Origin of the sequence: Acetobacter sicerae, assembly GCF_011516765.1 — a bacterium.
In the GTDB taxonomy this organism is placed as follows: Bacteria; Pseudomonadota; Alphaproteobacteria; order Acetobacterales; family Acetobacteraceae; genus Acetobacter; species Acetobacter sicerae.
Genome location: NZ_JAAABN010000005.1, coordinates 75,699 through 99,718 on the forward strand (window position 1 = coordinate 75,699; position 24,020 = coordinate 99,718).

Here is a 24,020-nt window from a genome sequence, read left to right on the forward strand (position 1 = left end):
GACGATGGAACTCGATATCAAAACTCTCGATAACGGCAGCGCCGGCACCGCCACGCTTCCCGACGAGATTTTCGCTGTTGCACCGCGTGCCGACATCATGGCGCGTGTGGTTCACTGGCAGCTGGCCAAGCGCCGCGCCGGCACCCACAAGGTGAAGGGCATGGGCGAAGTCTCCGGTACGACGAAGAAGCCGTACCGCCAGAAGGGCACAGGCTCCGCTCGTCAGGGCTCGCTGCGTGCGCCGCAGTATCGTACCGGTGGTGCGGTTCATGGTCCGGTTGTCCGCGATCACGGCTATGACCTTCCCAAGAAGGTGCGTCGTCTCGGTCTGATCTCCGCTCTTTCCCAGAAGGCGAAAGACGGCAAGCTGATTGTTCTCGATGCGGCTGATGGCGTGACGAAGACCGCTGAGCTGGCTGTGAAGCTGAAGGCTCTGGGACTGACGTCGGCTCTGATCGTTGACGGCACAGTGAACGAAGGTTTCGTTCGCGCTGCTCGCAACCTGCCGAAGATTGACGTCCTGCCGACCATCGGTGCGAACGTCTATGACATTCTCAACCATGACGTCCTTGCGATCACTCGCGCTGGCGTTGAAGGCCTCAAGGAGCGGCTGGCATGACAAACGTGCTTGCGATCCGCAAGAAGGCGGAAAAGATGTCGCGCGAAGCGCTCTTTGACATCGTGCGCGCGCCGCTGATCACCGAAAAGGCGACGGCGATGTCCGAGAAGAATCAGGTGGCCTTCAAGGTTGCCATCTCGGCCACGAAACCTGAGATCAAGGTTGCGGTCGAGACACTCTTCGGCGTCAAGGTTGTCAGCGTTTGCACGCTGGTTCAGAAGGGCAAGACGAAGCGTTTCAAGGGGCGTCCCGGACAGCGCTCCGATATCAAGAAGGCGTTCGTGCAGCTGGCGGAGGGTCAGTCCATTGACCTGACCGCCAAGCTGGCGTGACGCGGGGTATCTACACATGGCATTGAAGCACTTTAATCCCGTCACGCCGAGCCTTCGTGGCACGGTGCTGGTGGACCGGGCTGACCTGTGGAAGGGCAAGCCGGTCAAACAGCTGACCGAGGGCAAGAACAAGTCCGGCGGTCGTAACAATCATGGTCGCACAACGTCGCGGTTTCGTGGCGGCGGGCACAAGCAGTCCTATCGCTATGTCGACTTCAAGCGTCGCAAGCTGGACGTGCTGGGTACCGTAGAGCGTCTGGAATATGATCCGAACCGTACGGCGTTCATCGCGCTGATCAAGTACGAAGACGGCGAGCTGGCCTACATTCTGGCTCCGCAGCGTCTGAAGGTTGGTGATCAGGTCATCGCGGGCACCCGCGTTGATATCAAGCCGGGCAACGCTATGCCGCTGGCTTCGATCCCCGTCGGAACGATCGTGCATAACATCGAGCTGAAGCAGGGCGCTGGCGGCAAGATGGCTCGTTCGGCTGGCACCTATGCTCAGCTGGTCGGCAAGGACTCTGGCTATGCCCAGATCCGCCTGCAGTCCGGTGAGCTTCGCGTTGTTCGCGGCGAATGCTTCGCAACGGTCGGTGCGGTGTCCAATCCGGACAACATGAACCAGCACATGGGCAAGGCTGGCCGTATGCGCTGGCTCGGCCGTCGTCCGCATAACCGTGGTGTTGTCATGAACCCGGTCGACCATCCGCATGGTGGTGGTGAAGGCCGGACCTCGGGCGGTCGTCATCCGGTTACGCCGTGGGGCAAGCCGACCAAGGGTTACAAGACACGGGTCAACAAGCGTACGGACAGTCTGATCATCCGTCGCCGGAAGACCGGCAAGTAAGGGGCAATAAGAGATGGCACGTTCCGTCTGGAAAGGCCCGTTCGTAGACGGGTATCTGCTGAACAAGGCCGAGGCGTCCCGCGCGTCGGGTCGTAACGAGGTGATCAAGATCTGGTCACGTCGTTCCACGATCCTTCCGCAGTTCGTTGGTCTGACGTTTGGTGTTTATAACGGTCACAAGTTCCTCCCGGTTCAGGTGACTGAGAACATGGTTGGCCACAAGTTTGGCGAATTCTCTCCGACCCGTACCTTCCATGGTCACGGTGCGGACAAGAAGTCGAAGCGAGGCTGAGATGAGCAAATCCAAGCATCCTCGCGTTCTGGCTGAGAACGAAGCACAGGCAATCACGCGGAATATCCGCGTGAGCCCCCGCAAGCTTGGTCTTGTTGCCGGTCTGATCCGCAACAAGCCGGCTGCTCAGGCAGTGGCGACTCTTACGTTCTCGAAGCGTCGTATCGCTCAGGACGTGAAGAAGACACTTGAGAGCGCGATTGCGAACGCCGAGAACAATCATCAGCTGGACGTTGACCAGCTGGTTGTGAAGACAGCCGATGTGGGCAAGTCGATCGTGATGCGTCGCTTCCATGCACGTGGTCGTGGTCGTTCCGCTCGCGTCGAGAAATTCTTCAGTCATCTGAAGATTGTCGTGGCCGAGCGTGCGCCCGAGCGTGAGGCAAAGACGGAAGAGAAGGCGGCCTGACGATGGGACATAAAGTCAATCCGATCGGGCTTCGGCTCGGTATCAACCGCACCTGGGACAGCCGCTGGTATGCAGATGGCGACTATTCCCGGCTGTTGCATGCAGATCTGAAACTGCGCGCATTCCTGCGTCGCAAGCTGGCTGGTGCGGGTGTTTCCCGCGTGGTCATCGAGCGTCCGGCGAAGAAGCCGCGTGTGACGATCTATGCTGCGCGTCCGGGCGTTGTCATCGGCAAGAAGGGTCAGGACATCGACGCACTCCGCAAGGAGCTGACGAAGATGGCTGGCACGGAAGTCGCCCTGAACATCGTTGAGATCCGCAAGCCGGAAATCGATGCGACACTGGTGGCTGAGAACATTGCCCAGCAGCTGGAGCGTCGTGTGGCATTCCGTCGCGCCATGAAGCGTGCAGTCCAGTCGGCCATGCGTCTCGGCGCCCAGGGTATCCGAATCAACTGCTCGGGTCGTCTTGGTGGTGCTGAAATCGCTCGTATCGAGTGGTATCGTGAAGGTCGTGTGCCGCTGCATACGCTTCGTGCCGACATTGATTATGGAACTGCAACAGCGAAAACGACCTACGGCACCTGCGGTGTGAAGGTTTGGATCTTCAAAGGTGAGATCCTTGCCCAGGACCCGATGGCCCAGGATCGTCGCGCCGCTGAGCAGGCGCCGCAGCGCTGAGGGATAGAGAACAATGCTTTCTCCAAAGCGGACTAAATTCCGCAAGGCCCACAAGGGCCGCATTCATGGCTTGGCCAAGAGCGGCACGCAGCTGAATTTCGGCGCGTTCGGTCTCAAGGCTCTTGAGCCGGAGCGTATTACGGCGCGCCAGATCGAGGCGTCCCGTCGTGCGATCACCCGTGCGATGAAGCGTGCTGGTCGCGTGTGGATTCGTATCTTTCCGGATCTTCCGGTCTCGACAAAACCTGCCGAAGTGCGTATGGGCTCCGGCAAGGGATCTCCGGAATACTGGGTGGCCCGTGTTAGACCGGGTCGTATCCTGTTCGAGATCGAGGGGGTTCCACCAGAAGTAGCGCGTGAGGCGCTCGCTCTTGGTGCTGCGAAACTTCCGATCAAGACGAAGTTCGTGACCCGAATCGGAGAGGCATAAGATGAGCAAGGCACTAAAGCCGGCTGATCTGCGTGTGAAATCCGTTGATGAGTTGCAGGCGCTTCTTCTTGATCTGAAGCGCGAGCAGTTCAATCTTCGGTTCCAGCAGGCCACCGGTCAGAATGAAGGGGCAAGCCGCGTACGCGTTGTGCGCCGCGATATTGCCCGTATCAAGACGATCGTAGCTCAGGCTGCGAAGAAGACTGCCGCGGCTGGTGCTGCGGCCAATTCCTGAGGGAGCGGCTAATGCCTAAGCGCATTCTCAGCGGGCGTGTGACCAGCGACAAGATGGACAAGACGATTACCGTTCTTGTCGATCGTCGTATCATGCACCCGCTTTATAAGAAGTTCATTCGTCGCTCTAAGAAGTATGCGGCGCATGATGAACTTAACGTATGCAAGATTGGAGACGCGGTTCGCATCGAAGAATGCACGCCGATTTCCAAGCGCAAGACCTGGACGGTCATCTCACGCAACGGCGAAGTCGTTGGTGGTGCTGCGTCCGGGAACGCTGCGTAACAGGGGTATAAGGTAAATGATCCATCCCGAGACCAACCTCGAGGTCGCCGATAATTCAGGCGCACGTCAGGTGCAGTGCATCAAGGTGCTGGGCGGTTCCAAGCGGAAGTCTGCCTCGGTCGGCGACGTGATCGTCGTTTCCGTCAAGGAAGCGATTCCCCGTGGCAAGGTGAAGAAGGGTGACGTCCATCAGGCCGTCATCGTTCGGACGTCCTACCCGGTGCGTCGTGCAGACGGCAGTGCGATTCGCTTCGACCGCAACGCGGCTGTGCTGATCAACAAGCAGCAGGAGCCCATCGGTACGCGTATCTTTGGCCCGGTTGTCCGTGAGCTGCGTGCGCGCAAGTTCATGAAGATCATCTCGCTGGCGCCGGAGGTGCTGTAATGGCTGCTCGTATCAAAAAGGGTGACACGGTCGTTGTGACGACAGGGTCTTCCAAGGGCGTTCGCGGTGAAGTTCTCTCGGTTCTGCCGGTCGAGAACAAAGCTGTTGTCCGTGGCGTTGCTGTTGCAAAGCGCCACAAGCGCGCAACGCGCATGGGTGAGGAAGGTGGTATCATCGAGCGTGAAGCGCCGGTGAACCTCTCCAACCTTGCTCTGATCGATCCGAAGAGCGGTAAGCCGACCAAGGTTGGTTTCCGTGTTCTTGATGATGGTCGCAAGGTTCGTGTCGCCAAGGCGACCGGCGAAGTGATCGAAGGCTGAGGAGGGACTGATGGCTACCGAAAATACGCACGTCGTCCCTCGCCTCAAGGCACGATATGAAGCTGAGCTGGCCGGCAAGCTGCGTGAGCAGTTCGGCTACAAGAATGTGATGCAGGTTCCCCGCCTTGAGAAGATCGTTCTCAACATGGGCGTGGGCGAGGCTGCTGGTGACCAGAAGAAGCTTGACGCTGCTCTGAATGAAATGATGCTGATCGCTGGTCAGCGTCCGGTCAAGACAGTGGCGAAAAAAGCAATCGCGGGTTTCAAGATCCGTGAAGGTCTTCCCATCGGCTGCAAGGTAACCCTGCGTCGCGCACGGATGTATGAGTTTCTTGATCGTCTCGTGACGATTGCGATGCCTCGTATTCGTGACTTCCGCGGTCTGCCTGCGAACAAGGGCTTTGACGGACGTGGCAACTTTGCTCTGGGGCTGAAAGAACAGCTGATCTTCCCGGAGATCGAATACGACAAGGTTGACCAGGTTCGTGGCATGGACATCATCTTCGTGACAACCGCGAAGACGGATGCCGAGGCAAAGGCGCTCTTGAAAGCTTTTGATCTTCCCTTTATGGGGTGAGCCAACACGGCTTGATCGTTCCCTGCGTCCTTTGTGGGGCGCAGGGTGTTTTAGCCTGACGGGAACTCTGTTGCTGTCAGGTAGTATGTAAGGTTTTGGAAAACCGCTGGAATGGTCCGGCAGGTTCCGGAGGGTAAATCAGGCATGGCCAAGATTTCCGCCGTCAATCGTAACGCTAAGCGCGCCTATATGGCTCAGCGCGATAAAGCGAAGCGGCTGGCGCTTAAAAATATCGTGATGGATCGCACCCTTCCCATGGAAGATCGCTTTGAGGCTTCCCTCAAGCTTTCCGAGCTTCCCCGGAATGGTTCCCGCGTTCGTGTGCGCCTGCGCTGCAAGCTGACAGGTCGTTCGCGCGGTAACTACCGTAAGTTTGAGCTGTGCCGTATTGCGCTGCGTGACCTGGCTTCGAATGGCCAGATCCCGGGCGTGGTCAAGGCTAGCTGGTAAGGGGCGGCAATGTCACTTTCTGATCCCTTGGGTGATATGCTCACCCGTATCCGTAACGCACAGCGCGCTCGTCATGCCGCGTGTGTTGCACCGGCATCACGGCTGCGCGCCAGTGTGCTTGAGGCTCTGAAGCGTGAAGGCTACATTCGTGGCTTCGCGGTTGAGGAAATCCGTAAGGGTATTTCCCAGATCCGTATCGAGCTGAAATATTCGGAAGGCGAGCCGGTGATCAAAGAGATCCACCGCGTGTCGCGTCCGGGACGTCGCGTTTATTCCAAGATCAAGGAATTGCCGCGGGTCTATGCTGGCCTTGGTGTGTCGATCCTGTCGACCCCCCGTGGTGTTCTCTCCGATGCAGAGGCTCGCGCCGCCAATGTTGGCGGCGAAGTTCTCTGCCGCGTATTCTGAGGAGGGATAGATGTCACGCGTAGGCAAATATCCCGTTGAGGTTCCTGCCGGAGTGACTGTCAGCATCAATGCTGGCATTCTGACGGCTAAGGGTAAACTCGGCGAGCTTAAGCTTCCATTGTCTCCCCTAGTTGAGACGACGGTCGACGAGGGTAAGGTTGCGGTCAAGCCTCTCGGTTCTCTGACCCAGGCCCGGATGATGTGGGGCACGACTCGTGCTCTCGTCGCTTCCATGGTCAAGGGCGTTTCCGAAGGCTATTCGAAGACGCTGGAGATTACAGGAACGGGTTTCCGTGCTGCTGTGCAGGGATCCAATCTTGTTATGAACCTCGGCTATTCCCATGACGTCGTGTATCCGATTCCTCAGGGAATCAAGATCACGACACCGCGTCCGACAGCCGTGGTCGTCGAAGGAATTGACAAGCAGCGTGTCGGTCAGGTTGCGCTGGATATCCGCAACTTCCGTAAGCCGGAGCCCTACAAGGGCAAGGGCGTGCGTTATGAGACCGAGACCATTCGTCGCAAGGAAGGCAAGAAGAAGTAATGAGCACTCAGCAGGAATTGCGGGAACGGCGGCGCAAGCGCCTTCGGTTCCAGCTCCGCCGCAAGGCCGGCGGGCGTCCGCGCCTGTCGGTGTTCCGTTCAGGCAAGAACATCTATGCTCAGGTGATCGACGATGCCGCAGGCCTTACGGTCGCTGCAGCGTCCTCTCTGGACAAGGAGTTCCGTACGGGCGGTGCGACTGGAGCAAACCGGGATGCCGCATCGGCAATCGGCAAGCTTGTCGCGGAGCGTGCGGTTGCCGCCGGTGTGACGCAGGTTGTGTTCGATCGCGGCTCCTATATCTATCATGGGCGCATCAAGGCGCTCGCGGAGGCTGCCCGCGAGGGCGGTCTCTCGTTCTGAGGAGGGGCGCGTAATGGCACGTGAACCGAGAGAAGGTGGTCGTGGTCGCGACCGCGATCAGCGTCAGGACCGTGAAGGCGATGATCTGATCGACAAGCTCGTGACGATCAATCGTGTTGCAAAAGTGGTTAAGGGCGGTCGTCGCTTTGCTTTTGCTGCGCTGGTTGTTGTGGGTGATCAGAAAGGTCGCGTCGGATATGGAGCGGGTAAGGCCCGTGAAGTTCCCGAAGCGATCCGTAAGGCTACTGAAAAGGCGAAGCGCGGCATGATCCGCGTTCCCATGAAGGAAGGCCGTACGCTGCATCATGACGTCGCAGGTCATTTCGGCGCTGGTAAGGTTGTTCTTCGTTCGGCGGAAGCTGGAACAGGAATCATCGCTGGTGGTCCGATGCGCGCCGTGTTCGAAAGCCTTGGCATCAACGACGTTGTCGCCAAGTCGCTTGGAACGCGTAACCCGCATAACATGGTGAAGGCGACGTTCGCGGCGCTGGAGCGTTGTGCGAGCCCGCGTGCAGTTGCTAACCGTCGTGGCAAGAAAGTCTCTGACATTCTTGGCAAGCGCGAGCAGGTAGCGGAGGGCGCAGATGTCTGAAGCCAAAACTGTTCGTGTTACACAGATTGCGTCCGGTAACGGACGTAAGCCAGGTCAGCAGGCAACGCTCGTCGGTCTGGGTCTGAACAAGATCGGTCGTACGCGCGAGCTGCAGGATACACCGTCGATCCGGGGTATGCTGAACAAGGTAGCCCACCTGGTGAAGGTGGAGGATTGAAATGAAACTTCATGAACTCCGCGATAATGAGGGTTCTCGTTATCGCAAGAAGCGCCTTGGACGTGGTATCGGCTCTGGTAAGGGCAAGACCTCGGGTAAGGGTGTAAAAGGTCAGAAGGCTCGTGAAGGCGTTTCCCTGAATGGCTTCGAGGGTGGTCAGCTTCCGCTGTATCGTCGTATGCCGAAGCGGGGATTCAAGAATATCTTCCGTAAGGTCTATGCTCCGGTGAACCTTGGTACACTTGAGAAGGCTATTGCTGATGGTAAGCTTGAAGCCGGATCAGTGATCAATGAGGAAGCTCTTCGTAAGGCTGGTCTGGTCGGTACGGGCAAATATGCCGGTATCCGTCTGCTTGCTGACGGTGAGATTTCCCGGGCGGTGACTGTTGAAGTTGCTGGTGCATCTGCATCGGCTATTGCAGCAGTCGAGAAAGCTGGCGGATCTGTAAAGACTCTCGTTGCAGCTCGGAAAGAAGCCAACGCGGCTTCCTGACATGACTGGGGAGGCGGATTCAGTCTGTCTTCCGGGTTATGTAAGTTTGATTTGCAGGCGTTGGTGTCTGCCACGACAGCGCCCCGCTTTGCGGTGGCGCTGTTTTTTGTGAAAGGACAGGCGTATGGCCTCGGCGGCTGAGCAACTCGCGGCCAATTTCAATCTGGGCTCCTTCGCCAAGGCGACGGAACTCAAGAAGCGGATCTGGTTCACGCTGGGAGCCCTGATCGTCTATCGTCTGGGCACCTATATCCCTGTCCCGGGCATTGACGCGAAGGTGATGGGGCAGCTTCTGGCCCAGCATCAGGGTGGTATTCTGGGCATGTTCGACATGTTCACGGGCGGCGCTCTCGGGCGTATGACCGTGTTCGCACTGAACATCATGCCCTACATTTCGGCTTCGATCATCATTCAGTTGATGTCGACCGCCATTCCCTCGATGGAGGCTCTCAAGAAAGAGGGCGAACATGGACGGAAAAAGCTCAATCAGTATACCCGTTACCTGACGGTCGCGATCGCGTTCTTTCAGGCTTACGGCATTGCGGTTGGTCTTGAGCGAATGAGTTCGTCAGCCGGTTCCGCCGTGGTCAATCCTGGACTCTTTTTCCTCGTCTCCTGCGTTTTTACGCTGGTTGGCGGAACGATGTTCCTGATGTGGCTTGGCGAACAGATCACGTCCCGCGGTGTCGGCAACGGTATTTCACTGATTATCTTCGCCGGTATCGTTGCCAATCTGCCTCATGCCCTGGCGACGCTGTTTCAGCTTGGATACACAGGCGCGCTCTCACCGTTCTTCGTGCTGGTTTTTCTTGTGCTGGCGGCTCTCACGATCGTCTTCATCGTGTTCATGGAGCAGGCGCAGCGGCGTGTCGTGATCCAGTATCCCAAGCGTCAGATGGGTAATCGCGTTTTTGGCGGCGAATCGACGCATATGCCGTTGAAGGTCAATACGGCCGGGGTAATCCCACCGATTTTTGCTTCTTCCGTGCTTCTGATTCCCGTAACGATTGCGGGCTTCATGAACGGAAAAGGGATGCCGGGCTGGCTGTCCTTCCTGGGACAGTCTCTGGGGCAGGGGCAGCCGCTATACATGCTGTTCTATGCACTGATGATCGTCTTCTTCTCTTACTTTTATGCGGCGGTCACGTTTAATCCCGAAGAAACGGCTGACAACCTGCGCAAGCAGAGTGGATTTATTCCGGGGATTCGTCCGGGTGCATCGACGGCGGCTTATTTCGACGGAATTCTGACCCGTCTGACGACGATCGGTGCGCTATATCTTGTTGCTGTCTGTCTGCTGCCGCAGATCCTGATCAGTCGCTATAATGTGCCTTTCTATTTTGGTGGTACAAGCCTGATCATCATCGTGTCGGTGACAATCGATACGGTCACCCAGATCCAGTCTCATCTGGTGGCGCACCAGTATCAGGGGCTGATTCAACGCAGTAGAAAGAACGGTTCCAATCGGAGGATCGTCCGCAAATGAATATTATTTTTCTTGGCCCGCCGGGTGCGGGAAAAGGGACCCAGTCCAAGCGGCTTGAGGCGCGCTATGGTATCGCCCAGATTTCAACGGGTGATATGCTGCGCGCTGAAGTGAAGGCTGGTTCCGATATCGGGCGTGAAGCAAAGTCGCTGATGGATGCCGGGAAGCTTGTTCCCGACACGATCATCGTTAGCATGCTGGAATCCCGTATTCAGCAGCCTGACTGCGCCAAAGGCTTCATTCTTGATGGCTTCCCGCGGACGGTGGCACAGGCCGAGGCGCTGGACGTTGTCCTCGCACGCCTCTCCCGCAAGATTGACGTTGTCCTGATGCTGGAAGTGGATGAGGACGCTCTGGCCGATCGTATCGCCGGTCGTTTCTCCTGCGCCAAATGTGGCGCGAGCTACAATGACGTGTCCAAGCCGACACAGGTGGCCGAAACATGTGATCTCTGCGGTTCGCATGAGTTTACGCGTCGGGCGGATGACAACCGTCAGACGGTGACATCCCGTCTGACAGCCTACCGCAACGAGACACTTCCTCTCCTGCCTTATTATGAGGAAAAGGTGATGGTTGCGTTCATTGATGGTATGGCGCCGATCGATGAAGTGAGCGGACAGATCGATTCAACGATGACTGAAGTCGAGAAGCTCACGCAAAAGTGATCTATCTGGATTGACTCTTCATGCCTGCCCGGTCTATTGCGCGCGCTCTGGACCGCATGGTCGCCTGGCGATCAAAAGGGCGGCAAATTAATTCGAATCAACGCCGGACGCGCAGTCGGGCGGACTAGGAGTGTGTGGCGTGGCGCGTATTGCCGGCGTTAATATCCCAACGAACAAACGTGTTGTGATCGGACTGCAGTATATTTACGGCATCGGTCAGACAAAAGCTCAGCAGATCTGCAAGAACCTTGGTTTGCCTGACGCGAAGCGCGTCAACGAACTGAGCGACGACGAGATCATGAAGATCCGCGAGACCATTGATAACGACTACCGCGTCGAGGGTGACCTCCGTCGTGAAGTTGCGATGAACATCAAGCGTCTCATGGATCTCGGTTGCTACCGTGGCCTTCGCCACCGTCGCGGCCTGCCTGTGCATGGACAGCGGACGCATACCAATGCGCGCACCCGTAAGGGTAAGGCTGTTGCCATCGCCGGTAAGAAGAAAGTAGCGCGTTAATCAATACGCCTGCGGGCGTATCAGACAAATTCAGGTATCTGCCGGTTTTGTGCCGGCAGTTGCCGGGCGGGCTCAATCCGCCCTTACAGTGAAAAGGCAAGGCGACAGACATGGCGAAGGCCGCTGCACCGCGTATCCGCAAGAAAGAACGCAAGAACATTATCTCGGGCGTGGCGCATGTGCTCTCCACGTTCAACAACACGATGATCACGATTTCCGACGCGCAGGGGAATGCCATCGCATGGTCTTCCGCTGGCGCGCAGGGTTTCAAGGGTTCGCGTAAGTCCACACCGTATGCGGCACAGGTTGCTGCTGAAGACGCAGGCCGCAAGGCTCGCGAGCACGGTATGGAAACGCTGGACATCGAAGTGTCGGGTCCGGGTTCGGGACGTGAGAGCGCTCTGCGTGCTCTTCAGGCTGTTGGCTTCCAGATCGCCTCGATTCGCGATCTGACGCCTGTGCCGCACAACGGCTGCCGTCCGCGCAAGCGTCGTCGCGTCTGATTGAGGTTCCTGTTCCGGAAAGTGGTCCGCCACTTTCCGGGGTAGGGTCTTTATTGAAGTTGCCCCGGCTTTCGGTCGGGGTTTCCGCCGTCTTGTTGCGGCCCCCTTATTGAAAGGCCGAGACCTTGGTGCTCCAGAAAAACTGGCAATCACTGATCAAGCCGGAGAAGCTGGAAGTCGAACCCGGCTCCGTCCCGTCTCGCGTGGCGACGATCGTTGCCGAGCCGCTGGAACGTGGCTTTGGTATGACGCTCGGGAATGCTCTGCGTCGCGTTCTTCTTTCTTCTCTTCAGGGCGCGGCGATCACCGCGATCCAGATCGACGGCGTTCTGCATGAATTCTCGGCTGTGCCGGGTGTGCGTGAAGACGTTACGGACATCGTCCTGAACATCAAGCAGCTCGCTCTCAGCATGCACGGCGAGGGCCCGAAGCGCATGGTGCTGACGGCGACCGGACCGGGCGAAGTCAAGGCCGGTCAGATCCAGACGGGCCATGGCATCGAGATCATGAATCCGGATCTGGTCATCTGCACCCTCGATGAGGGTGAGAAGCTGGGTATGGAATTCACCGTGAACATCGGCAAAGGCTATGTTCCGGCTGCGGCAAACCGTCCGGAAGACGCACCGATCGGGCTTATCCCCATCGACGCGATCTATTCGCCGGTGAAGCGCGTGTCATACAAGGTCGAGCCGACCCGTGTGGGTCAGGTGACCGACTATGATCGTCTGCTGCTGACGGTTGAGACGAATGGCGCCGTGACGCCTGAGGATGCTGTCGCTCTGGCGGCGCGTATTCTTCAGGATCAGCTGCAGCTGTTCATCAACTTCGACGAACCGCGTCCTGTCGTCACGACGGAGCCGCAGGATGACCTGCCGTTCAACCGTAACCTGCTGCGTAAGGTTGACGAGCTTGAGCTGTCGGTGCGTTCGGCGAACTGCCTGAAGAACGACAACATCATCTATATTGGTGATCTGGTTCAGAAGACCGAGCAGGAAATGCTCCGTACGCCGAACTTCGGTCGTAAATCACTGAACGAGATCAAGGAAGTCCTCACCACCATGGGACTTTCACTTGGCATGAATGTTCCGGCGTGGCCGCCGGAGAATATTGAGGATCTGGCGAAGCGGCTCGACGAGCCCTTCTGATCCGCGACAACAGGAGACTTAACAATGCGTCATGGTGTTGCCGGTCGGAAGCTCGGCGTTACCTCCACCCATCGTGCAGCGATGTTCCGCAACATGGCGGTCGCTCTTATCAAGCACGAACAGATCACGACGACTCTGCCGAAGGCGAAAGAACTTCGTCCGGTTGTCGAGAAGCTGATCACGCTCGGTAAGCGCGGTGATCTGCATGCTCGTCGTCAGGCTTATGCCCAGCTGCGTGATGACACGATTGTCAGCAAGCTGTTCTCGGCTGTCGCTGACCGCTACAAGGCTCGCACCGGTGGTTACACCCGCGTCCTGAAAGCTGGCGTTCGTTATGGCGATGCGGCTGACATGGCTGTGATCGAGCTGGTCGATCGTGACGTGAATGCGAAGGGTCAGGACAGCGGTCCGCGTCCTGTCGCTCACGAAGAGGCTGATCTGGCTGCCTAAGCCATTTCAGTTTAGAAAAACCGGTCCTTTGGGCCGGTTTTTTTTTGCGTAAATGCGAGGAAGATGGTCGTTTAGGGGGTGCCTCGAACCCTATGCAGAGCGCGGCCAGCTTTGGTCCTGATTCCCTTTGCTGCGATTTCTGAAAATCGACTCAATAAACACAAAATAGAATAGTGGTAATCAAAAACAACGATCATTTTTTGTTTGTATTGTTGTTGCGCGCTCCTCGGAGTGATAGAGCTGCTAAATCTTCAGTGATGCACTCGCGAACAGGGGTCGTTTATGACGTTCCGGAATAAATTCAAAAAGCTGGTGACGGGCGTGGTCGCCGTTGCCGGCATGACACTTGCCGTTGCGCAGGCAGCGACCGCAGCCCCGGTTCGCGTTGGCTATATTCCGGTTCTCGGATCGTCCGCATTGTTTGTTGTGGACGGAGAAGGATGGGCGAAAGCGGCAGGACTGGATCTGGAACTGGTCAGGTTCACCTCCGGTCCGCAGGCCATTCAGGCGCTCGTCGCCGGGCGTATTGACGCTTATGTCGCCGGTGTCCTGCCGTTGCTGCAGGTGAGATCGCGCGGTGTAGACGTGAAGGTCGTCGCCAGCGGGGCTATTGAGGAGCTGTCAGTGATCTCACGCGGCAAGCTCGCCGAAGGGCTGGATGCCGCGAAGCCTGGTGGGCTGACAAAGGAACAGCTGACCGCCCGCATCGGGGATTTCACGAAAGCTGCCGGACGTAAGCCCAAGATTGCGGCGCAGCCGACAGGTTCCGTGCCGGATACGGTTCTGCGTTACTGGCTGAAAGCGCAGGAAGGTCAGGATCTTTCCACCGTCGATATTGTGGGCATTGATATTGATGCAGCACAGCAGGCGTTTCTGGCGCAGGCGGTTGACGCCGCCATCCTGCGTGAGCCAGCCCTGACCATTATTCAGGCGCGGGTTCCGGAAGCCCGCATTCTGGCGACAGGGCACGATCTGCTGCCGGGACAGCCGGGATCGGTTCTCGCGGTGGTCAGCCCGAATTCAGCTGAACATGCGGTCTGGTCAGGAAAACTGACATCGCTGTTCGTCAAGGGAACAGATCTTATTGCAGCGCATCCGGAAGAGGCCGCTCCTTTTGTGGCGAAAGCCCTTGGAGGTGGACTGATGAAGCCCGCAGTGATCGAACAGGCTCTGAAGAACTCAGCGGCGCAGTTCGTTTCTGATCCTGAGAAAATCATTCCAGGTGTGAAGGCGCTTCAGGATTTTGAGGTGCAGCAGGGTGTTCTGCGTTCGGCATTACCGGTAGAGGATCTGTTTGATCTGAAGATGTGGCGTCAGCCTGCGCCCTAAGCGCAGGATTAGAGGATTCGGGATGAATGGTTTGCGTATAGGCGCTGGAGGCCGGGCAGGTCTTGGCGCCGTCGGTCTGCTGTTGCTGTTGGCAATCTGGCAGGCGTCAGTGCAGTTTCATCTCGTGCCTCCCGGTCTGCTCCCCGCGCCAACCGAACTCTGGGCGGCTTTTGTCTCGGAAGTATCAGGTGGCTTCTGGGTGCAGGCCATCAAGGACAGTCTTGTTCACTATGTCGCCGGGTTGCTGATCGGTTCTGTTCTGGGAGCCGGTGCAGGACTTGTCTGTGCCTCTGTTCCTCTGGTGGACGCCCTGACAGGGGGTATCGTGCGCCTGCTGCGACCGATACCCGGACTGGCCTGGGTGCCATTCGCCATTCTCTGGTTCGGCCTGAACAATGTGGGCGCAACTTTCGTCATCGCCATCTCGGTCTTCTGGATCAATTTCTACGCCGCCTACGGGGCCGTGAAATCGGTGGATCAGGAACTGTATGAAGTGGCGGCTGCTTTCGGGCATCGTGGATTTCTGGCGCGTCTGCACTATGTGACACTGCCCGCCGCGATGCCGGGTCTGCTGGCGGGCCTGCGGACCGGTCTGGGCCAGGGCTGGATGTCGGTTGTGGCGGCGGAACTGTTCGGCGTGCCGGGAGTGGGAGCGCGCATGATGCAGGCGTCCAGTCTTCTCGCGACGGATATTGTGGTAGTCTACATGATTACGATGGCAGGTCTCTACGCCCTGACGGACTTTCTCTTCGGTCTGGTGCGTGACCGTCTTCTGAGGTGGCAGGGATGAGTGACATGACATCTCTGGTGCGTGTACAGGATGCGGGCCTTTCTCATGATGGCGGAAAAAATTTCATTTTCCGTCATGTCGATCTGGACATCGAGGAAGGCCAGTTCGTCGCGGTTCTTGGTCCGTCCGGCGTGGGGAAATCGACTCTTCTGCGTGTGATCATGGGGCTGATCGCACCGACCGAAGGGACGACGACACTGTCGACCGCTCGTGAGCAGACCGGAAGCCGACGGTCCGCGCTGGTGTTTCAGGATGCACGGCTGATGCCCTGGCGGACGGTGCGGGGAAATGTGGAGCTTGGTCTGGAAGGGCTTGGGCTTAGCCGGAGTGAGCGGCGTCAGCGGGCTGAGGAAGCTCTGGAGCTTGTGAAGCTTTCCGCCGAAGCCACCCGCTGGCCGCGTCAGCTTTCCGGCGGTCAGCGACAGCGCGTGGGCGTTGCGCGGGCGCTGACGGTGAATCCCGATCTGCTGCTCATGGATGAACCTTTCGGTGCGCTGGACGCGATCACGCGAAAGAGTCTTCAGACCGAACTGCTGGCGATCTGGCAGAAGACGAAAAAAACCGTGCTGTTTGTGACCCATGACATTGACGAGGCGTTACTGCTGGCGGACCGTATTATCGTGCTGGCAGGAAAACCGGCATCCGTACGAGGCGATCTCAGGGTGGGGCAACGGCCCCGTGATCCGTCCTCTCCGGGGCTGCGGGCGCTGGCCGGTCGTCTGAGAAGCCTGATCGCGGGTGAGGAAGATCCGGGGAATACGCCTTACTGGCAGGCGGCGGAGATATAAACCCGGGCGTTATCGGGATATGAAGCTGAAGTAGAGCACGGCTCCTGAAGCCTGAAAGAGGAGAAGGTAATGGCTAACAGTCACCCCGATGAGGACAACTACACTCTGGAAAGTGGTATTGAGTCTCTCCAGGACACCATTTCTGGTGGCGCACAGGCTACAGGTTCACGCCTGAGCGATATCCTTGAAGATGGCTGTGACGTGTTGCGGGATGTCACCGTGGATACGCCCCGTTTGACTGTTGGTATTGCCTTGCTTGTGGGAAGCGTCTTTGGAGCGTGGCTGGCGCGTCGGTAAAACTAGCTCTTGATGAGCGAAATTTTCTGAAAGAATTTCCTATTAGATTCAGTTTTTTATGCAACCCGCTCGCACAGTAGCTGTTTATGGCTAGTAATACATTCTCACCATAGGAGAAGAGACGTGCTCAGGCTGGCTCTGTTTTTTCTGATTGTTTCGATCGTCGCAGGCCTGTTCGGGTTTGGGGGCATCTCCAGTGCTGCTGCAGGCATGGCGAAAATTCTGTTCTTTATCGCTGTGATCATCTGCGTGGTGCTGTTCGCGCTGGTAATCATAGGTGTGGGGGCCGCTTCCAGATAGGGCGGGGAGCCGTCACACGGGAGAAAGAAAACGGAAGCATCGGAAGGTGTTTCCGTTTTTTTATGGCGTTTGGATCGTTTGCAAAGACAGGTCCATGACGTGTCTGGGTTTTCTCCTGAACCCACAATTTTAATCCCGGCTTGTTGAAATACATGGAGGAAGGGCAGAGCTCTGCTTTCGCATGATCTCCGCAGGGAGTGCGCTCCTGAAGAATAAGGATCAGGGTCAGGCATGGAGCCAGTCTCCGTCATGCTCCCCTTTTCAGATGGTCGCTGATCAGGCAGCATCCGCGTCATGAAAGACCTGACTGATATTCTGATTTCTCCCATGCTTCCCCTCGTCAGGAAGCTCGATCCTGAGCAGGCACATAAGCTTGCCATCGACGCTCTGTCACTGGGCGTCGGTGTCCCGGCCAAACGCCAGAAAGATGACCCGGCTCTTGCTGTGCGGACGCTGGGCATGCGCTTTCCCAATCCTATCGGCATGGCGGCGGGTTTCGACAAGAACGGCCGTGTCATCCGCCCTCTGGCGCGGATCGGCTTCGGTTTTGTCGAAGCGGGAACGGTGACGCCACGCCCGCAGGTCGGCAACCCGAAACCCCGCCTGTTCCGGCTGGATGAAGACCGTGCGGTCATCAATCGCATGGGGTTCAACAATGACGGGATCGACCGGTTCGCCGTGCGTCTGGCAAAGCTTCAGCGTGGCAAGGGGTATCATCCCGGTGTGCCGGTCGGCGCCAATCTCGGTATCAACAAGGTCGGCGCTGATCCTGAAAAGGACTATCCGGACCTGATCCGACGCGTGAAGCATTACGCCGATTACGTCGTGCTGAACCTGTCCTCTCCCAACACGCCGGGACTGCGCTCGCTTCAGGGAGCGGAACGTCTGGCCGGACTTCTCTCCGCCATTTCAGCGGTGCATGAGGAACGGCCGCCTTTGCTGGTCAAGCTTGCTCCTGATCTTGCGGATGAAGAAATCGCGCCGATCGTGGAAGCTGCCGTCGCGGGCGGTGCGGATGGTCTGATCATCAGCAATACGACACTGGCTCGCCCCGCAACGCTCCGCAGTCGTTTTGCCGGTGAAGCTGGTGGCCTCTCGGGTCGTCCCTTGCGGGGGCGGGCGCTGACCATGCTGCGGGAAGTCGCCCGGCTCGTGAACGGGCGTCTGGCGCTGATCGGATGCGGTGGGATCGAAACCGGCGCGGACGTGGTGGACCGGATCCGCGCCGGCGCGGATCTGGTGCAGGTGTATTCCGCCTTTGCGTATGAAGGACCGGCTCTCATTGGACGTCTCAAACGCGAAGTGCAGGGCATCATGCGTGAGCAGGGCGTCGAATCGATCGGTGATCTGAAAGGAGCGGATCTGTGAGTCAGAGGAAGATTGAGGCGCTTCAGGGCATTGCCCCGCTGGTGGATCGCTATGACGGCTTCATCGTCGATCTCTGGGGGACCGTGCATAACGGGGTCCGGCCTTTTCCGGGCGTGCTCGACTGCCTTCGTGCTCTGAAAGAACGGGGTAAGCGCATTGTCCTGCTGTCCAATGCTCCGCGTCCGGCGGCGATCATCCGTGATCAGCTGGCGACGATGGGTGTGGATGGTTCGCTTTACGATGGAATCATCACCAGCGGTGAAGTCACCTGGCGCGTCCTTGCCGGATGCACGGACCCGTCGGTGGCGCGAGCATGGCCGTGGGTGAAAACGCTCGGCAAGCGGGTGTTTCATATCGGCGGCCAGCACGACCTCTCGATGTTCGAGGGGTTGGGCGTGGAGCTTGTCAGCAATCCTGCCGATGCGACGTTCGTGCTGAACACGGGGCCGGACGAACGACGGGGGCAGACGGAACTGGAGCCGTATCTGGAGATTCTCTCGGCCTGCGCCGTGCGTGATCTGCCGATGATCTGCGCCAATCCGGACATGGAAGTGATGCGCGATGGTGTCCGCCTGATCTGCGCCGGACTTCTGGCCCGGGCTTATGAGCAGAAAGGCGGCGTGGTGCAGTGGATCGGCAAGCCCTTTCCGCCCGTCTATGAGCCTGTGTTCGAACTGCTGGGGGATATCCCGAAAAACCGTATTCTGGCGGCAGGCGATGCGCTGGCTACCGATATTCGGGGGGCTGCGAACGTCGGCGTGGATGCGCTGTGGGTGCTGGCGGGTATTCACGGAGAAGGGCTGGCGGATGATCCGGCGCTGGCGCAGGAAGAAGCAGACGGGGCCGGGCTGGCGCCTGTTGCGAGTGTCCCGGCATTTGTTCTGTAAGGTGCTGACATAGAGGGTTCTGACTCAAGGGTGCTGTGAGGTCTTCCTTTTGAACAGTTCCATGCAGAGGCACGGCTCGTTCTGAGCCGTGCTTTTTTTATGAACACGTCGCACAGCCTTCCGGAGAGGAGGGGATGGCAGGTGTTCGAATAAAATTGCGAATGAATATTACTTTCATATATAGCGCGGAATGAATGTCCTTTTTCTGCAGTGAAAGTTGCTCTGATGCTCGTGCATATTCCCCGGATCCTGACGCCGGACGAAGTGGCTCATTGTCGTCGATCCCTTGAAGGATCGAAATGGGTCGACGGCAAGGTGACTGCGGGTGAACAATCGGCAAAAGCCAAATATAATCTTCAGATTCCGCAGGATTCCGAAGTGTCTCTCGCGCTGGGTGATCTTATTCTCAGGGCGCTGGGACGGAGTGCGCTGTTCACGACAGCTGCCCTGCCGCTGCGTGTTTTTCCACCACTCTTCAATCGCTATGACGAAGGCATGCAGTTCCGCGCGCATGTCGATAACGCGATCCGTCCTTTACCCGGCACAGGTTTTCGGATCCGGACAGATGTATCTTCCACATTGTTCCTCAGTGAGCCGGAAGAATATGACGGCGGGGAGCTTGTGATCGAAGATACATACGGCAGTCATAAGGTGAAATTTCCTGCGGGAGATCTGGTGCTGTATCCGGCCACCAGCCTGCATTCCGTGGCACCCGTCACACGTGGCAGTCGCTGGGCCTCATTTTTCTGGACGCAGTCGATGGTGAAAGATGATGGAAAACGAACGCTTCTTTATAATTTCGATCAGTCCATCATTGAAGTGCGAAGAGATCTGTCGGACGAGCATCCGGCTGTTCTTGGCCTGACTGCAACCTATCATAACCTCGTTCGCGAGTGGGCTGAGTTGTGAGGCGGGAATCAAGGGTAGCGTGGGAGGGAATATGTCAAAAGATTTCTAGGTATGTAACGAATGATCTGCCATTTTCCGGCTCATAGAGGGTGAGGCATTTTTGTCACAGATGGAAAATAGGTCATGCCATGCTTTTTACAGGGAATTTTTTTGAGCATTTACAAATGCGATTAAAAACAAAGCCTTATAAAAAATAGAACAATTATGAAGTCTGTGGGAAATCGTTTGCAACAGAAAGATTACGTTCGGATATGGAAATGGTAACTTTAGATATTGCGAATCATTCGCGATTGCAGGTAACTGGGCTCGCAATATCAAGTGACATTTACTGAAGACGCCGAGAGCCGGTTGCGGCCAGCGTCAGGAGCACGGAAATGAATCAGTCTGCGCGGGTGGCCGGGCGAACGCCCAAAGTCGGTCTGGCTGTGGCGGTCGGTATGTCGGCCGGGTTTGGTGTGGGAGAAGCAAAGGCGCAGACGGCCCGGACGACGGACACAACAGAGTCCGAACCCTCCATTGCGCTGCCGACCCTCAAGGTCAAAGGCCAGCAGGATGAAGGCGTGGCGGCAGGCAATACGAACAGCACGGTTCTGGGGATCGCCCGGATGCCGGCTTCCGTGCGGGATACGCCCCAGAGCATCACCGTCATTCCTCAGGAAATCATCAAGGAGCAGCGCGCCTACACGCTGGATCAGGCGCTGGCGAACGTGCCGGGCATCACGCTCTCCACAGGTGAGGGCAATGGTGGTCTGAACGGCGACCAGTTCCGTATCCGCGGCCTGCAGGCGCGTGGCGACATGTATACGGATGGCCTGAAGGATTTCGGCACCTACACGCGCGATATGTTCAACATCGATAGCGTTCAGGTCATCAAGGGACCGTCCGGCGAATATTTCGGCGCGGGCAATGTCGGCGGTATCATCAACCAGTCGCTGAAACACGCTCATGCCGGAGATTCGTATAGCTACGATCAGGCTTTCGGAAGCGCATCACTCTATCGCGGCAATGCCGACGTCAATTACCAGATCAATGACGACATCGCTTTGCGCGTCAACGGCCTGTATAACCGCGCTGGTGTGCCCGGTCGCGAACTGGTTGAAAACAACCGTTACGGAACAGCTGTCGATCTGGGTGTCGGTCTGCGTAGCAAAACGTCATGGCATCTGAACTGGCAGTGGATGCACAGCGATAACGTGCCTGACTACGGTGTGCCGATGCTGAAGATGGCGGATGGTATTTCCCGTCCGATCACCAGTCATGGTCTGAGCCGGGATACGAGTTACGTCCGTTCCTTTGACCGCGACAACTCGGATATTCACAACCTGACGTCGCAGGTAAAATCCGAAATCACACGGTGGTTCACGCTGACAAACGATACGCGTCTGACCAAGTATGAGCGTGAATACACCGCGACGACACCGAATGCGTGTTCCACGGCGGCCTGCGTTTCGCAGTTCATGGCGGGTGGCAATCCGGCGCTCAGTTACGGTGCGGGCGGAGGCGCGGCGTACAACCAGAAGGGTTGGGGCGCGCAGAACGTCCTGATGGGGAACTTCCACTTCCATACAGGCAGCGTAAAACACGAGATCAAGGCTGGTGTTGACGTCAATTACGAAGATGACGATCGTTATTACGGCACATGGTATAACCGCGTCGCCAACCAGACCATTCGCAATCCGACGCATTCCAGTGGCGGCGGTTATGTGACTTTCCCCAAGTCCGGCTACAGAAACGCCGATGCGACAGACGTTGGACTGTTCTTCTCGGATCGTATCCAGTTGACCAAGCAGCTCAGCCTGTTCGGCACGGCGCGCTGGGATCATTTCAACAGCACGTATGTCGGTGGCGATGGTCAGCAGCGTCAGTCGCAGTCTGCCGACCGCTGGAGCCCGTCGGGAAGTATCGTTTACTCACCAGTGAAAATGGCGTCGTTCTATTTCACCTTCTCGCGCTCTTACAAGCCGACGGGAACGGACGTGTCCTCAATGGTCACGCTGTCAGGCAATACGGGTGAAACGGTATCCAATTCCAAGGATTTCAAACCTCAGCGCAGTGATCTGTTCGAATTCGGCAGCAAGGCGGATTTCTTCCATAATCGACTGGGCGCAACGCTTGCGTTCTTCCAGATCAATGAAAACAATTCGTTCTACTATGACGCAAATGGCGACATGGTCAGCGGATTTGCCGATCAGGGAAGCGGACGGCGCGTGCGTGGTGTCGAAGTCAGCCTGACGGGCAAGATCACGAAAAACTGGAATATCTACGGCACCTATTCCTACATGGATGGCAAGGTCACCAACAGCGCCACCGCCAAAGGGAATGAAGCGCCTCAGGTTTCACACAACAATTTCTCGGTGTGGAGTTCCTTCGATCTTCAGGATTACGTGCTGAACAAGGGCTGGGGCCAGCTGAAAGTTGCCGGAGGCGCGCAGTATGCTTCCGGATACTGGGCGGGGCCGGATGTCACCAATACGGCCCGTATTCCATATACCTTCTCACTGAATGGAATGGTTTCCTGGGAGGTCAAGCACTATCGGGTTTCCTTCAATGCGAACAACCTGACCGATCATCTGAACTATGCTTCGGCATTCTCGTCCAGCCGTGTCGTTCCCGCGCCCGGACGGAGTTTCATAGGCAATGTCGGTCTCACATTCTGAAGAAAAGTCCAGCATGGACAATGAACGATCCAACTCAGCGCTTCTGGCGCTGGGGCAGATCTGTCTGAATCATGGCGATGGCGAAAGAGCATTCGGCCTGTTCGAAGCGGCCGCCCGCAGTGGTTCGGCGGATGCGCTGAACATGCTGGGACGGGCGTATGAACGTGGCTGGGGCGTTCGTCGTAACCCTGCTGTGGCGGCAACGTATTTTCAGGCTGCCGCTGAAAAGGGAAACGGCTGGGCGCTGTTCAATCTTGCCGATCTCTGTCTCTCAGGGGAGGGGGGTGAGAAAAACCCGGTCATGGCCTATTGGCTTTACACAGAAGCCGCCCGGAAAGGCGTCGCCAAGGCGCTGAATATGCTGGGTCTTCTGCATGAGGATGGACTGTCGGGGCAACTGGCCCCGGAAGAAGCGGCAACTTTCTTTCATGCCGCTGCGATGGCGGGTGACTGCTGGGGGTTCGTCAATACAGGCCGCCTTCATCTTGTAAGAAACGAGATAAAGGAAGCTGCTTTCGCTTTCAGGAAAGCGCTTTCTCTTGGTTTCTGTGACGTCTTTCTGGCGGTGAAGGGGCTTCTTGAGAGCGTCCCTCTTCACCCGGACCTTCGTCCTGTCCTGTTGGAATCTGAAAGACTTCTTCACGCCTCTTCCTGTCAGGCACAGCCTGTTTCCGGGAATGGAAGATCAGACGCAGGGGCAAGTTCCACTGCCCCATCTGATATCAGATTTTGAAAATGTGTCACCATTTATTCACAGGAGGTTTTTCATGACTGCTCTCTCCTTTTCCCCATGGGACATGTTCCTTAATGCCGGACCCGTGGTCCAGAGCGTCATGATGCTTCTGGCGTTGGGATGCGTGCTGACCTGGACAGTCGCTTTGGCCAAAACAATCGAATTCACGCACGTTCAGCGCCGCCTTGTGGTTGCAAAACGCGCCCTGCGGCAGGCAAATACACTGGACCAGTGTGATGAGGCAGCTTGTCCGGGCGTGGCGCTTGCCATGATCGGCGCAGCGCGGGAAGAGGAGCTGGCATCTTCGGATATTGCAGATGATGCTGACGGTATCAAGGAACGTGTCGTTCTCGCGCTTGAGCGTCTCGAAGCCGAAGAGGCCCGGCGGTTGATGAAAGGGACCGGTCTTCTCGCCACCATTGGCGCGATCTCGCCCTTTGTCGGTCTGTTCGGCACCGTATGGGGGATCATGACGTCATTTACCGGCATTGCCGCGACAAAGGCGACCAGTCTTGCCGTGGTTGCTCCGGGCATCGCCGAAGCGCTGCTGGCGACGGCCATCGGTCTGGTTACCGCCATTCCCGCTGTGGTGATTTACAATGCGCTTTCCCGGCGGACAGTGACGTGCCGCGCTCAGGTGGCTGATGTGGCCTCGCTCGTCCTGCGTCTGGTGTCGCGTGATCTGGCGCGTATGCGGGGACTGCTTGGCACGGGGCAGGTTGTGCGTCTGAGCGCCCGCAACGCTGTCGCGGAGTAAGG

At 57.5% G+C, this 24,020-nt stretch carries 36 protein-coding genes; all 36 read left to right on the top strand.

The annotated features are described in order from the left end of the window. Positions 1 to 4: 4 nt before the first annotated feature. The 36 genes from rplD to exbB all read left to right on the top strand — a co-directional run bounded on the left by rplD (position 5) and on the right by exbB (position 24,018). Positions 5 to 619 (top strand): 50S ribosomal protein L4, encoded by a 615-nt coding sequence (gene rplD, locus GVI59_RS07215; protein ID WP_173573630.1) that lies wholly within the window; start codon positions 5 to 7, stop codon positions 617 to 619. Positions 620 to 654: 35 nt separating this feature from the next. Further along, the gene (locus GVI59_RS07220; protein WP_173573772.1) at positions 655 to 951 is read left to right on the top strand and encodes a 50S ribosomal protein L23; all 297 of its coding nucleotides are present in this window, start codon (positions 655 to 657) and stop codon (positions 949 to 951) included. Between the two features lie 16 nt (positions 952 to 967). Continuing rightward, on the top strand, positions 968 to 1,798 hold the full coding sequence (gene rplB, locus GVI59_RS07225; protein ID WP_010666052.1) for a 50S ribosomal protein L2: 831 nt from the start codon (positions 968 to 970) through the stop codon (positions 1,796 to 1,798). Between the two features lie 13 nt (positions 1,799 to 1,811). Next, a complete protein-coding gene (gene rpsS, locus GVI59_RS07230; protein ID WP_010666051.1) occupies positions 1,812 to 2,090 on the top strand; it encodes a 30S ribosomal protein S19 in 279 nt (92 codons plus the stop codon). Position 2,091: 1 nt separating this feature from the next. Beyond that, the gene (gene rplV, locus GVI59_RS07235) at positions 2,092 to 2,499 is read left to right on the top strand and encodes a 50S ribosomal protein L22 (protein WP_173573631.1); all 408 of its coding nucleotides are present in this window, start codon (positions 2,092 to 2,094) and stop codon (positions 2,497 to 2,499) included. A gap of 2 nt (positions 2,500 to 2,501) precedes the next feature. Next, a complete protein-coding gene (rpsC, locus tag GVI59_RS07240; protein ID WP_077811585.1) occupies positions 2,502 to 3,179 on the top strand; it encodes a 30S ribosomal protein S3 in 678 nt (225 codons plus the stop codon). Positions 3,180 to 3,192: 13 nt separating this feature from the next. Then, positions 3,193 to 3,609: a 50S ribosomal protein L16 gene (rplP, locus tag GVI59_RS07245; protein WP_010666048.1), complete on the top strand. Its 417-nt coding sequence runs from the start codon at positions 3,193 to 3,195 to the stop codon at positions 3,607 to 3,609. A 1-nt stretch (position 3,610) separates the two neighbouring features. Continuing rightward, the gene (gene rpmC / locus GVI59_RS07250; RefSeq protein ID WP_010666047.1) at positions 3,611 to 3,844 is read left to right on the top strand and encodes a 50S ribosomal protein L29; all 234 of its coding nucleotides are present in this window, start codon (positions 3,611 to 3,613) and stop codon (positions 3,842 to 3,844) included. Positions 3,845 to 3,855: 11 nt separating this feature from the next. Further along, entirely contained in the window at positions 3,856 to 4,128 is a 273-nt protein-coding gene (rpsQ, locus tag GVI59_RS07255; protein WP_099347534.1) for a 30S ribosomal protein S17, read from the top strand. Positions 4,129 to 4,144: 16 nt separating this feature from the next. Next, the gene (gene rplN, locus GVI59_RS07260; RefSeq protein ID WP_010666045.1) at positions 4,145 to 4,513 is read left to right on the top strand and encodes a 50S ribosomal protein L14; all 369 of its coding nucleotides are present in this window, start codon (positions 4,145 to 4,147) and stop codon (positions 4,511 to 4,513) included. Continuing rightward, entirely contained in the window at positions 4,513 to 4,833 is a 321-nt protein-coding gene (gene rplX, locus GVI59_RS07265; RefSeq protein WP_010666044.1) for a 50S ribosomal protein L24, read from the top strand. Before rplN ends, rplX begins: the two co-directional genes overlap by 1 nt. Positions 4,834 to 4,843: 10 nt before the next feature. After that, the gene (gene rplE / locus GVI59_RS07270; protein WP_010666043.1) at positions 4,844 to 5,410 is read left to right on the top strand and encodes a 50S ribosomal protein L5; all 567 of its coding nucleotides are present in this window, start codon (positions 4,844 to 4,846) and stop codon (positions 5,408 to 5,410) included. A gap of 144 nt (positions 5,411 to 5,554) precedes the next feature. Continuing rightward, positions 5,555 to 5,860, top strand: coding sequence for a 30S ribosomal protein S14 (rpsN, locus tag GVI59_RS07275; RefSeq protein ID WP_010666042.1), 306 nt, complete (start codon positions 5,555 to 5,557; stop codon positions 5,858 to 5,860). Between the two features lie 9 nt (positions 5,861 to 5,869). After that, complete coding sequence (rpsH, locus tag GVI59_RS07280; protein WP_010666041.1) at positions 5,870 to 6,268, top strand: 30S ribosomal protein S8; 399 nt, start codon at positions 5,870 to 5,872, stop codon at positions 6,266 to 6,268. Between the two features lie 10 nt (positions 6,269 to 6,278). After that, complete coding sequence (gene rplF / locus GVI59_RS07285; RefSeq protein ID WP_173573632.1) at positions 6,279 to 6,812, top strand: 50S ribosomal protein L6; 534 nt, start codon at positions 6,279 to 6,281, stop codon at positions 6,810 to 6,812. After that, positions 6,812 to 7,174: a 50S ribosomal protein L18 gene (gene rplR / locus GVI59_RS07290; protein WP_173573633.1), complete on the top strand. Its 363-nt coding sequence runs from the start codon at positions 6,812 to 6,814 to the stop codon at positions 7,172 to 7,174. The genes rplF and rplR overlap by 1 nt, the downstream gene beginning before the upstream one ends. Before the next feature lie 13 nt (positions 7,175 to 7,187). Further along, a complete protein-coding gene (gene rpsE / locus GVI59_RS07295) occupies positions 7,188 to 7,766 on the top strand; it encodes a 30S ribosomal protein S5 (RefSeq protein WP_010666038.1) in 579 nt (192 codons plus the stop codon). Further along, the gene (gene rpmD / locus GVI59_RS07300) at positions 7,759 to 7,944 is read left to right on the top strand and encodes a 50S ribosomal protein L30 (protein ID WP_010666037.1); all 186 of its coding nucleotides are present in this window, start codon (positions 7,759 to 7,761) and stop codon (positions 7,942 to 7,944) included. The genes rpsE and rpmD overlap by 8 nt, the downstream gene beginning before the upstream one ends. 1 nt (position 7,945) lies before the next feature. Beyond that, positions 7,946 to 8,437 (top strand): 50S ribosomal protein L15, encoded by a 492-nt coding sequence (gene rplO, locus GVI59_RS07305; protein ID WP_010666036.1) that lies wholly within the window; start codon positions 7,946 to 7,948, stop codon positions 8,435 to 8,437. 124 nt (positions 8,438 to 8,561) lie between these two features. After that, complete coding sequence (secY, locus tag GVI59_RS07310) at positions 8,562 to 9,923, top strand: preprotein translocase subunit SecY (protein ID WP_173573634.1); 1,362 nt, start codon at positions 8,562 to 8,564, stop codon at positions 9,921 to 9,923. Beyond that, entirely contained in the window at positions 9,920 to 10,588 is a 669-nt protein-coding gene (locus GVI59_RS07315) for an adenylate kinase (protein WP_173573635.1), read from the top strand. Before secY ends, GVI59_RS07315 begins: the two co-directional genes overlap by 4 nt. 139 nt (positions 10,589 to 10,727) lie before the next feature. Beyond that, the gene (gene rpsM, locus GVI59_RS07320) at positions 10,728 to 11,105 is read left to right on the top strand and encodes a 30S ribosomal protein S13 (RefSeq protein ID WP_010666032.1); all 378 of its coding nucleotides are present in this window, start codon (positions 10,728 to 10,730) and stop codon (positions 11,103 to 11,105) included. Positions 11,106 to 11,215: 110 nt separating this feature from the next. Further along, positions 11,216 to 11,608 carry a 30S ribosomal protein S11 gene (gene rpsK, locus GVI59_RS07325; protein ID WP_010666031.1) on the top strand — a complete coding sequence of 131 codons (393 nt, stop codon included), beginning with the start codon at positions 11,216 to 11,218 and terminating at the stop codon, positions 11,606 to 11,608. 125 nt (positions 11,609 to 11,733) lie between these two features. Continuing rightward, a complete protein-coding gene (locus GVI59_RS07330; protein WP_173573636.1) occupies positions 11,734 to 12,753 on the top strand; it encodes a DNA-directed RNA polymerase subunit alpha in 1,020 nt (339 codons plus the stop codon). Between the two features lie 24 nt (positions 12,754 to 12,777). Continuing rightward, a complete protein-coding gene (gene rplQ, locus GVI59_RS07335) occupies positions 12,778 to 13,203 on the top strand; it encodes a 50S ribosomal protein L17 (protein WP_173573637.1) in 426 nt (141 codons plus the stop codon). Between the two features lie 282 nt (positions 13,204 to 13,485). Further along, positions 13,486 to 14,532: an ABC transporter substrate-binding protein gene (locus GVI59_RS07340; RefSeq protein ID WP_173573638.1), complete on the top strand. Its 1,047-nt coding sequence runs from the start codon at positions 13,486 to 13,488 to the stop codon at positions 14,530 to 14,532. Positions 14,533 to 14,554: 22 nt separating this feature from the next. Continuing rightward, positions 14,555 to 15,322, top strand: coding sequence for an ABC transporter permease (locus GVI59_RS07345; protein WP_173573639.1), 768 nt, complete (start codon positions 14,555 to 14,557; stop codon positions 15,320 to 15,322). Next, positions 15,319 to 16,110, top strand: coding sequence for an ABC transporter ATP-binding protein (locus tag GVI59_RS07350; protein ID WP_173573640.1), 792 nt, complete (start codon positions 15,319 to 15,321; stop codon positions 16,108 to 16,110). Before GVI59_RS07345 ends, GVI59_RS07350 begins: the two co-directional genes overlap by 4 nt. Positions 16,111 to 16,179: 69 nt before the next feature. Then, positions 16,180 to 16,407, top strand: a complete 228-nt coding sequence (locus tag GVI59_RS07355; protein WP_173573641.1) for a hypothetical protein — start codon at positions 16,180 to 16,182, stop codon at positions 16,405 to 16,407. A 123-nt stretch (positions 16,408 to 16,530) separates the two neighbouring features. Further along, positions 16,531 to 16,707 carry a DUF1328 domain-containing protein gene (locus GVI59_RS07360; RefSeq protein ID WP_173573642.1) on the top strand — a complete coding sequence of 59 codons (177 nt, stop codon included), beginning with the start codon at positions 16,531 to 16,533 and terminating at the stop codon, positions 16,705 to 16,707. A 294-nt stretch (positions 16,708 to 17,001) separates the two neighbouring features. Then, positions 17,002 to 18,075, top strand: coding sequence for a quinone-dependent dihydroorotate dehydrogenase (locus GVI59_RS07365; protein WP_173573643.1), 1,074 nt, complete (start codon positions 17,002 to 17,004; stop codon positions 18,073 to 18,075). Further along, on the top strand, positions 18,072 to 18,962 hold the full coding sequence (locus GVI59_RS07370) for a TIGR01459 family HAD-type hydrolase (RefSeq protein ID WP_173573644.1): 891 nt from the start codon (positions 18,072 to 18,074) through the stop codon (positions 18,960 to 18,962). The genes GVI59_RS07365 and GVI59_RS07370 overlap by 4 nt, the downstream gene beginning before the upstream one ends. Positions 18,963 to 19,187: 225 nt before the next feature. Beyond that, positions 19,188 to 19,871 (top strand): Fe2+-dependent dioxygenase, encoded by a 684-nt coding sequence (locus GVI59_RS07375; RefSeq protein ID WP_173573645.1) that lies wholly within the window; start codon positions 19,188 to 19,190, stop codon positions 19,869 to 19,871. Positions 19,872 to 20,245: 374 nt separating this feature from the next. After that, a complete protein-coding gene (locus tag GVI59_RS07380; RefSeq protein WP_173573646.1) occupies positions 20,246 to 22,528 on the top strand; it encodes a TonB-dependent receptor in 2,283 nt (760 codons plus the stop codon). Between the two features lie 13 nt (positions 22,529 to 22,541). Beyond that, positions 22,542 to 23,261 carry a tetratricopeptide repeat protein gene (locus GVI59_RS07385; protein ID WP_173573647.1) on the top strand — a complete coding sequence of 240 codons (720 nt, stop codon included), beginning with the start codon at positions 22,542 to 22,544 and terminating at the stop codon, positions 23,259 to 23,261. Between the two features lie 34 nt (positions 23,262 to 23,295). Next, positions 23,296 to 24,018 carry a tonB-system energizer ExbB gene (gene exbB / locus GVI59_RS07390; protein WP_173573648.1) on the top strand — a complete coding sequence of 241 codons (723 nt, stop codon included), beginning with the start codon at positions 23,296 to 23,298 and terminating at the stop codon, positions 24,016 to 24,018. Positions 24,019 to 24,020: the final 2 nt, after the last annotated feature.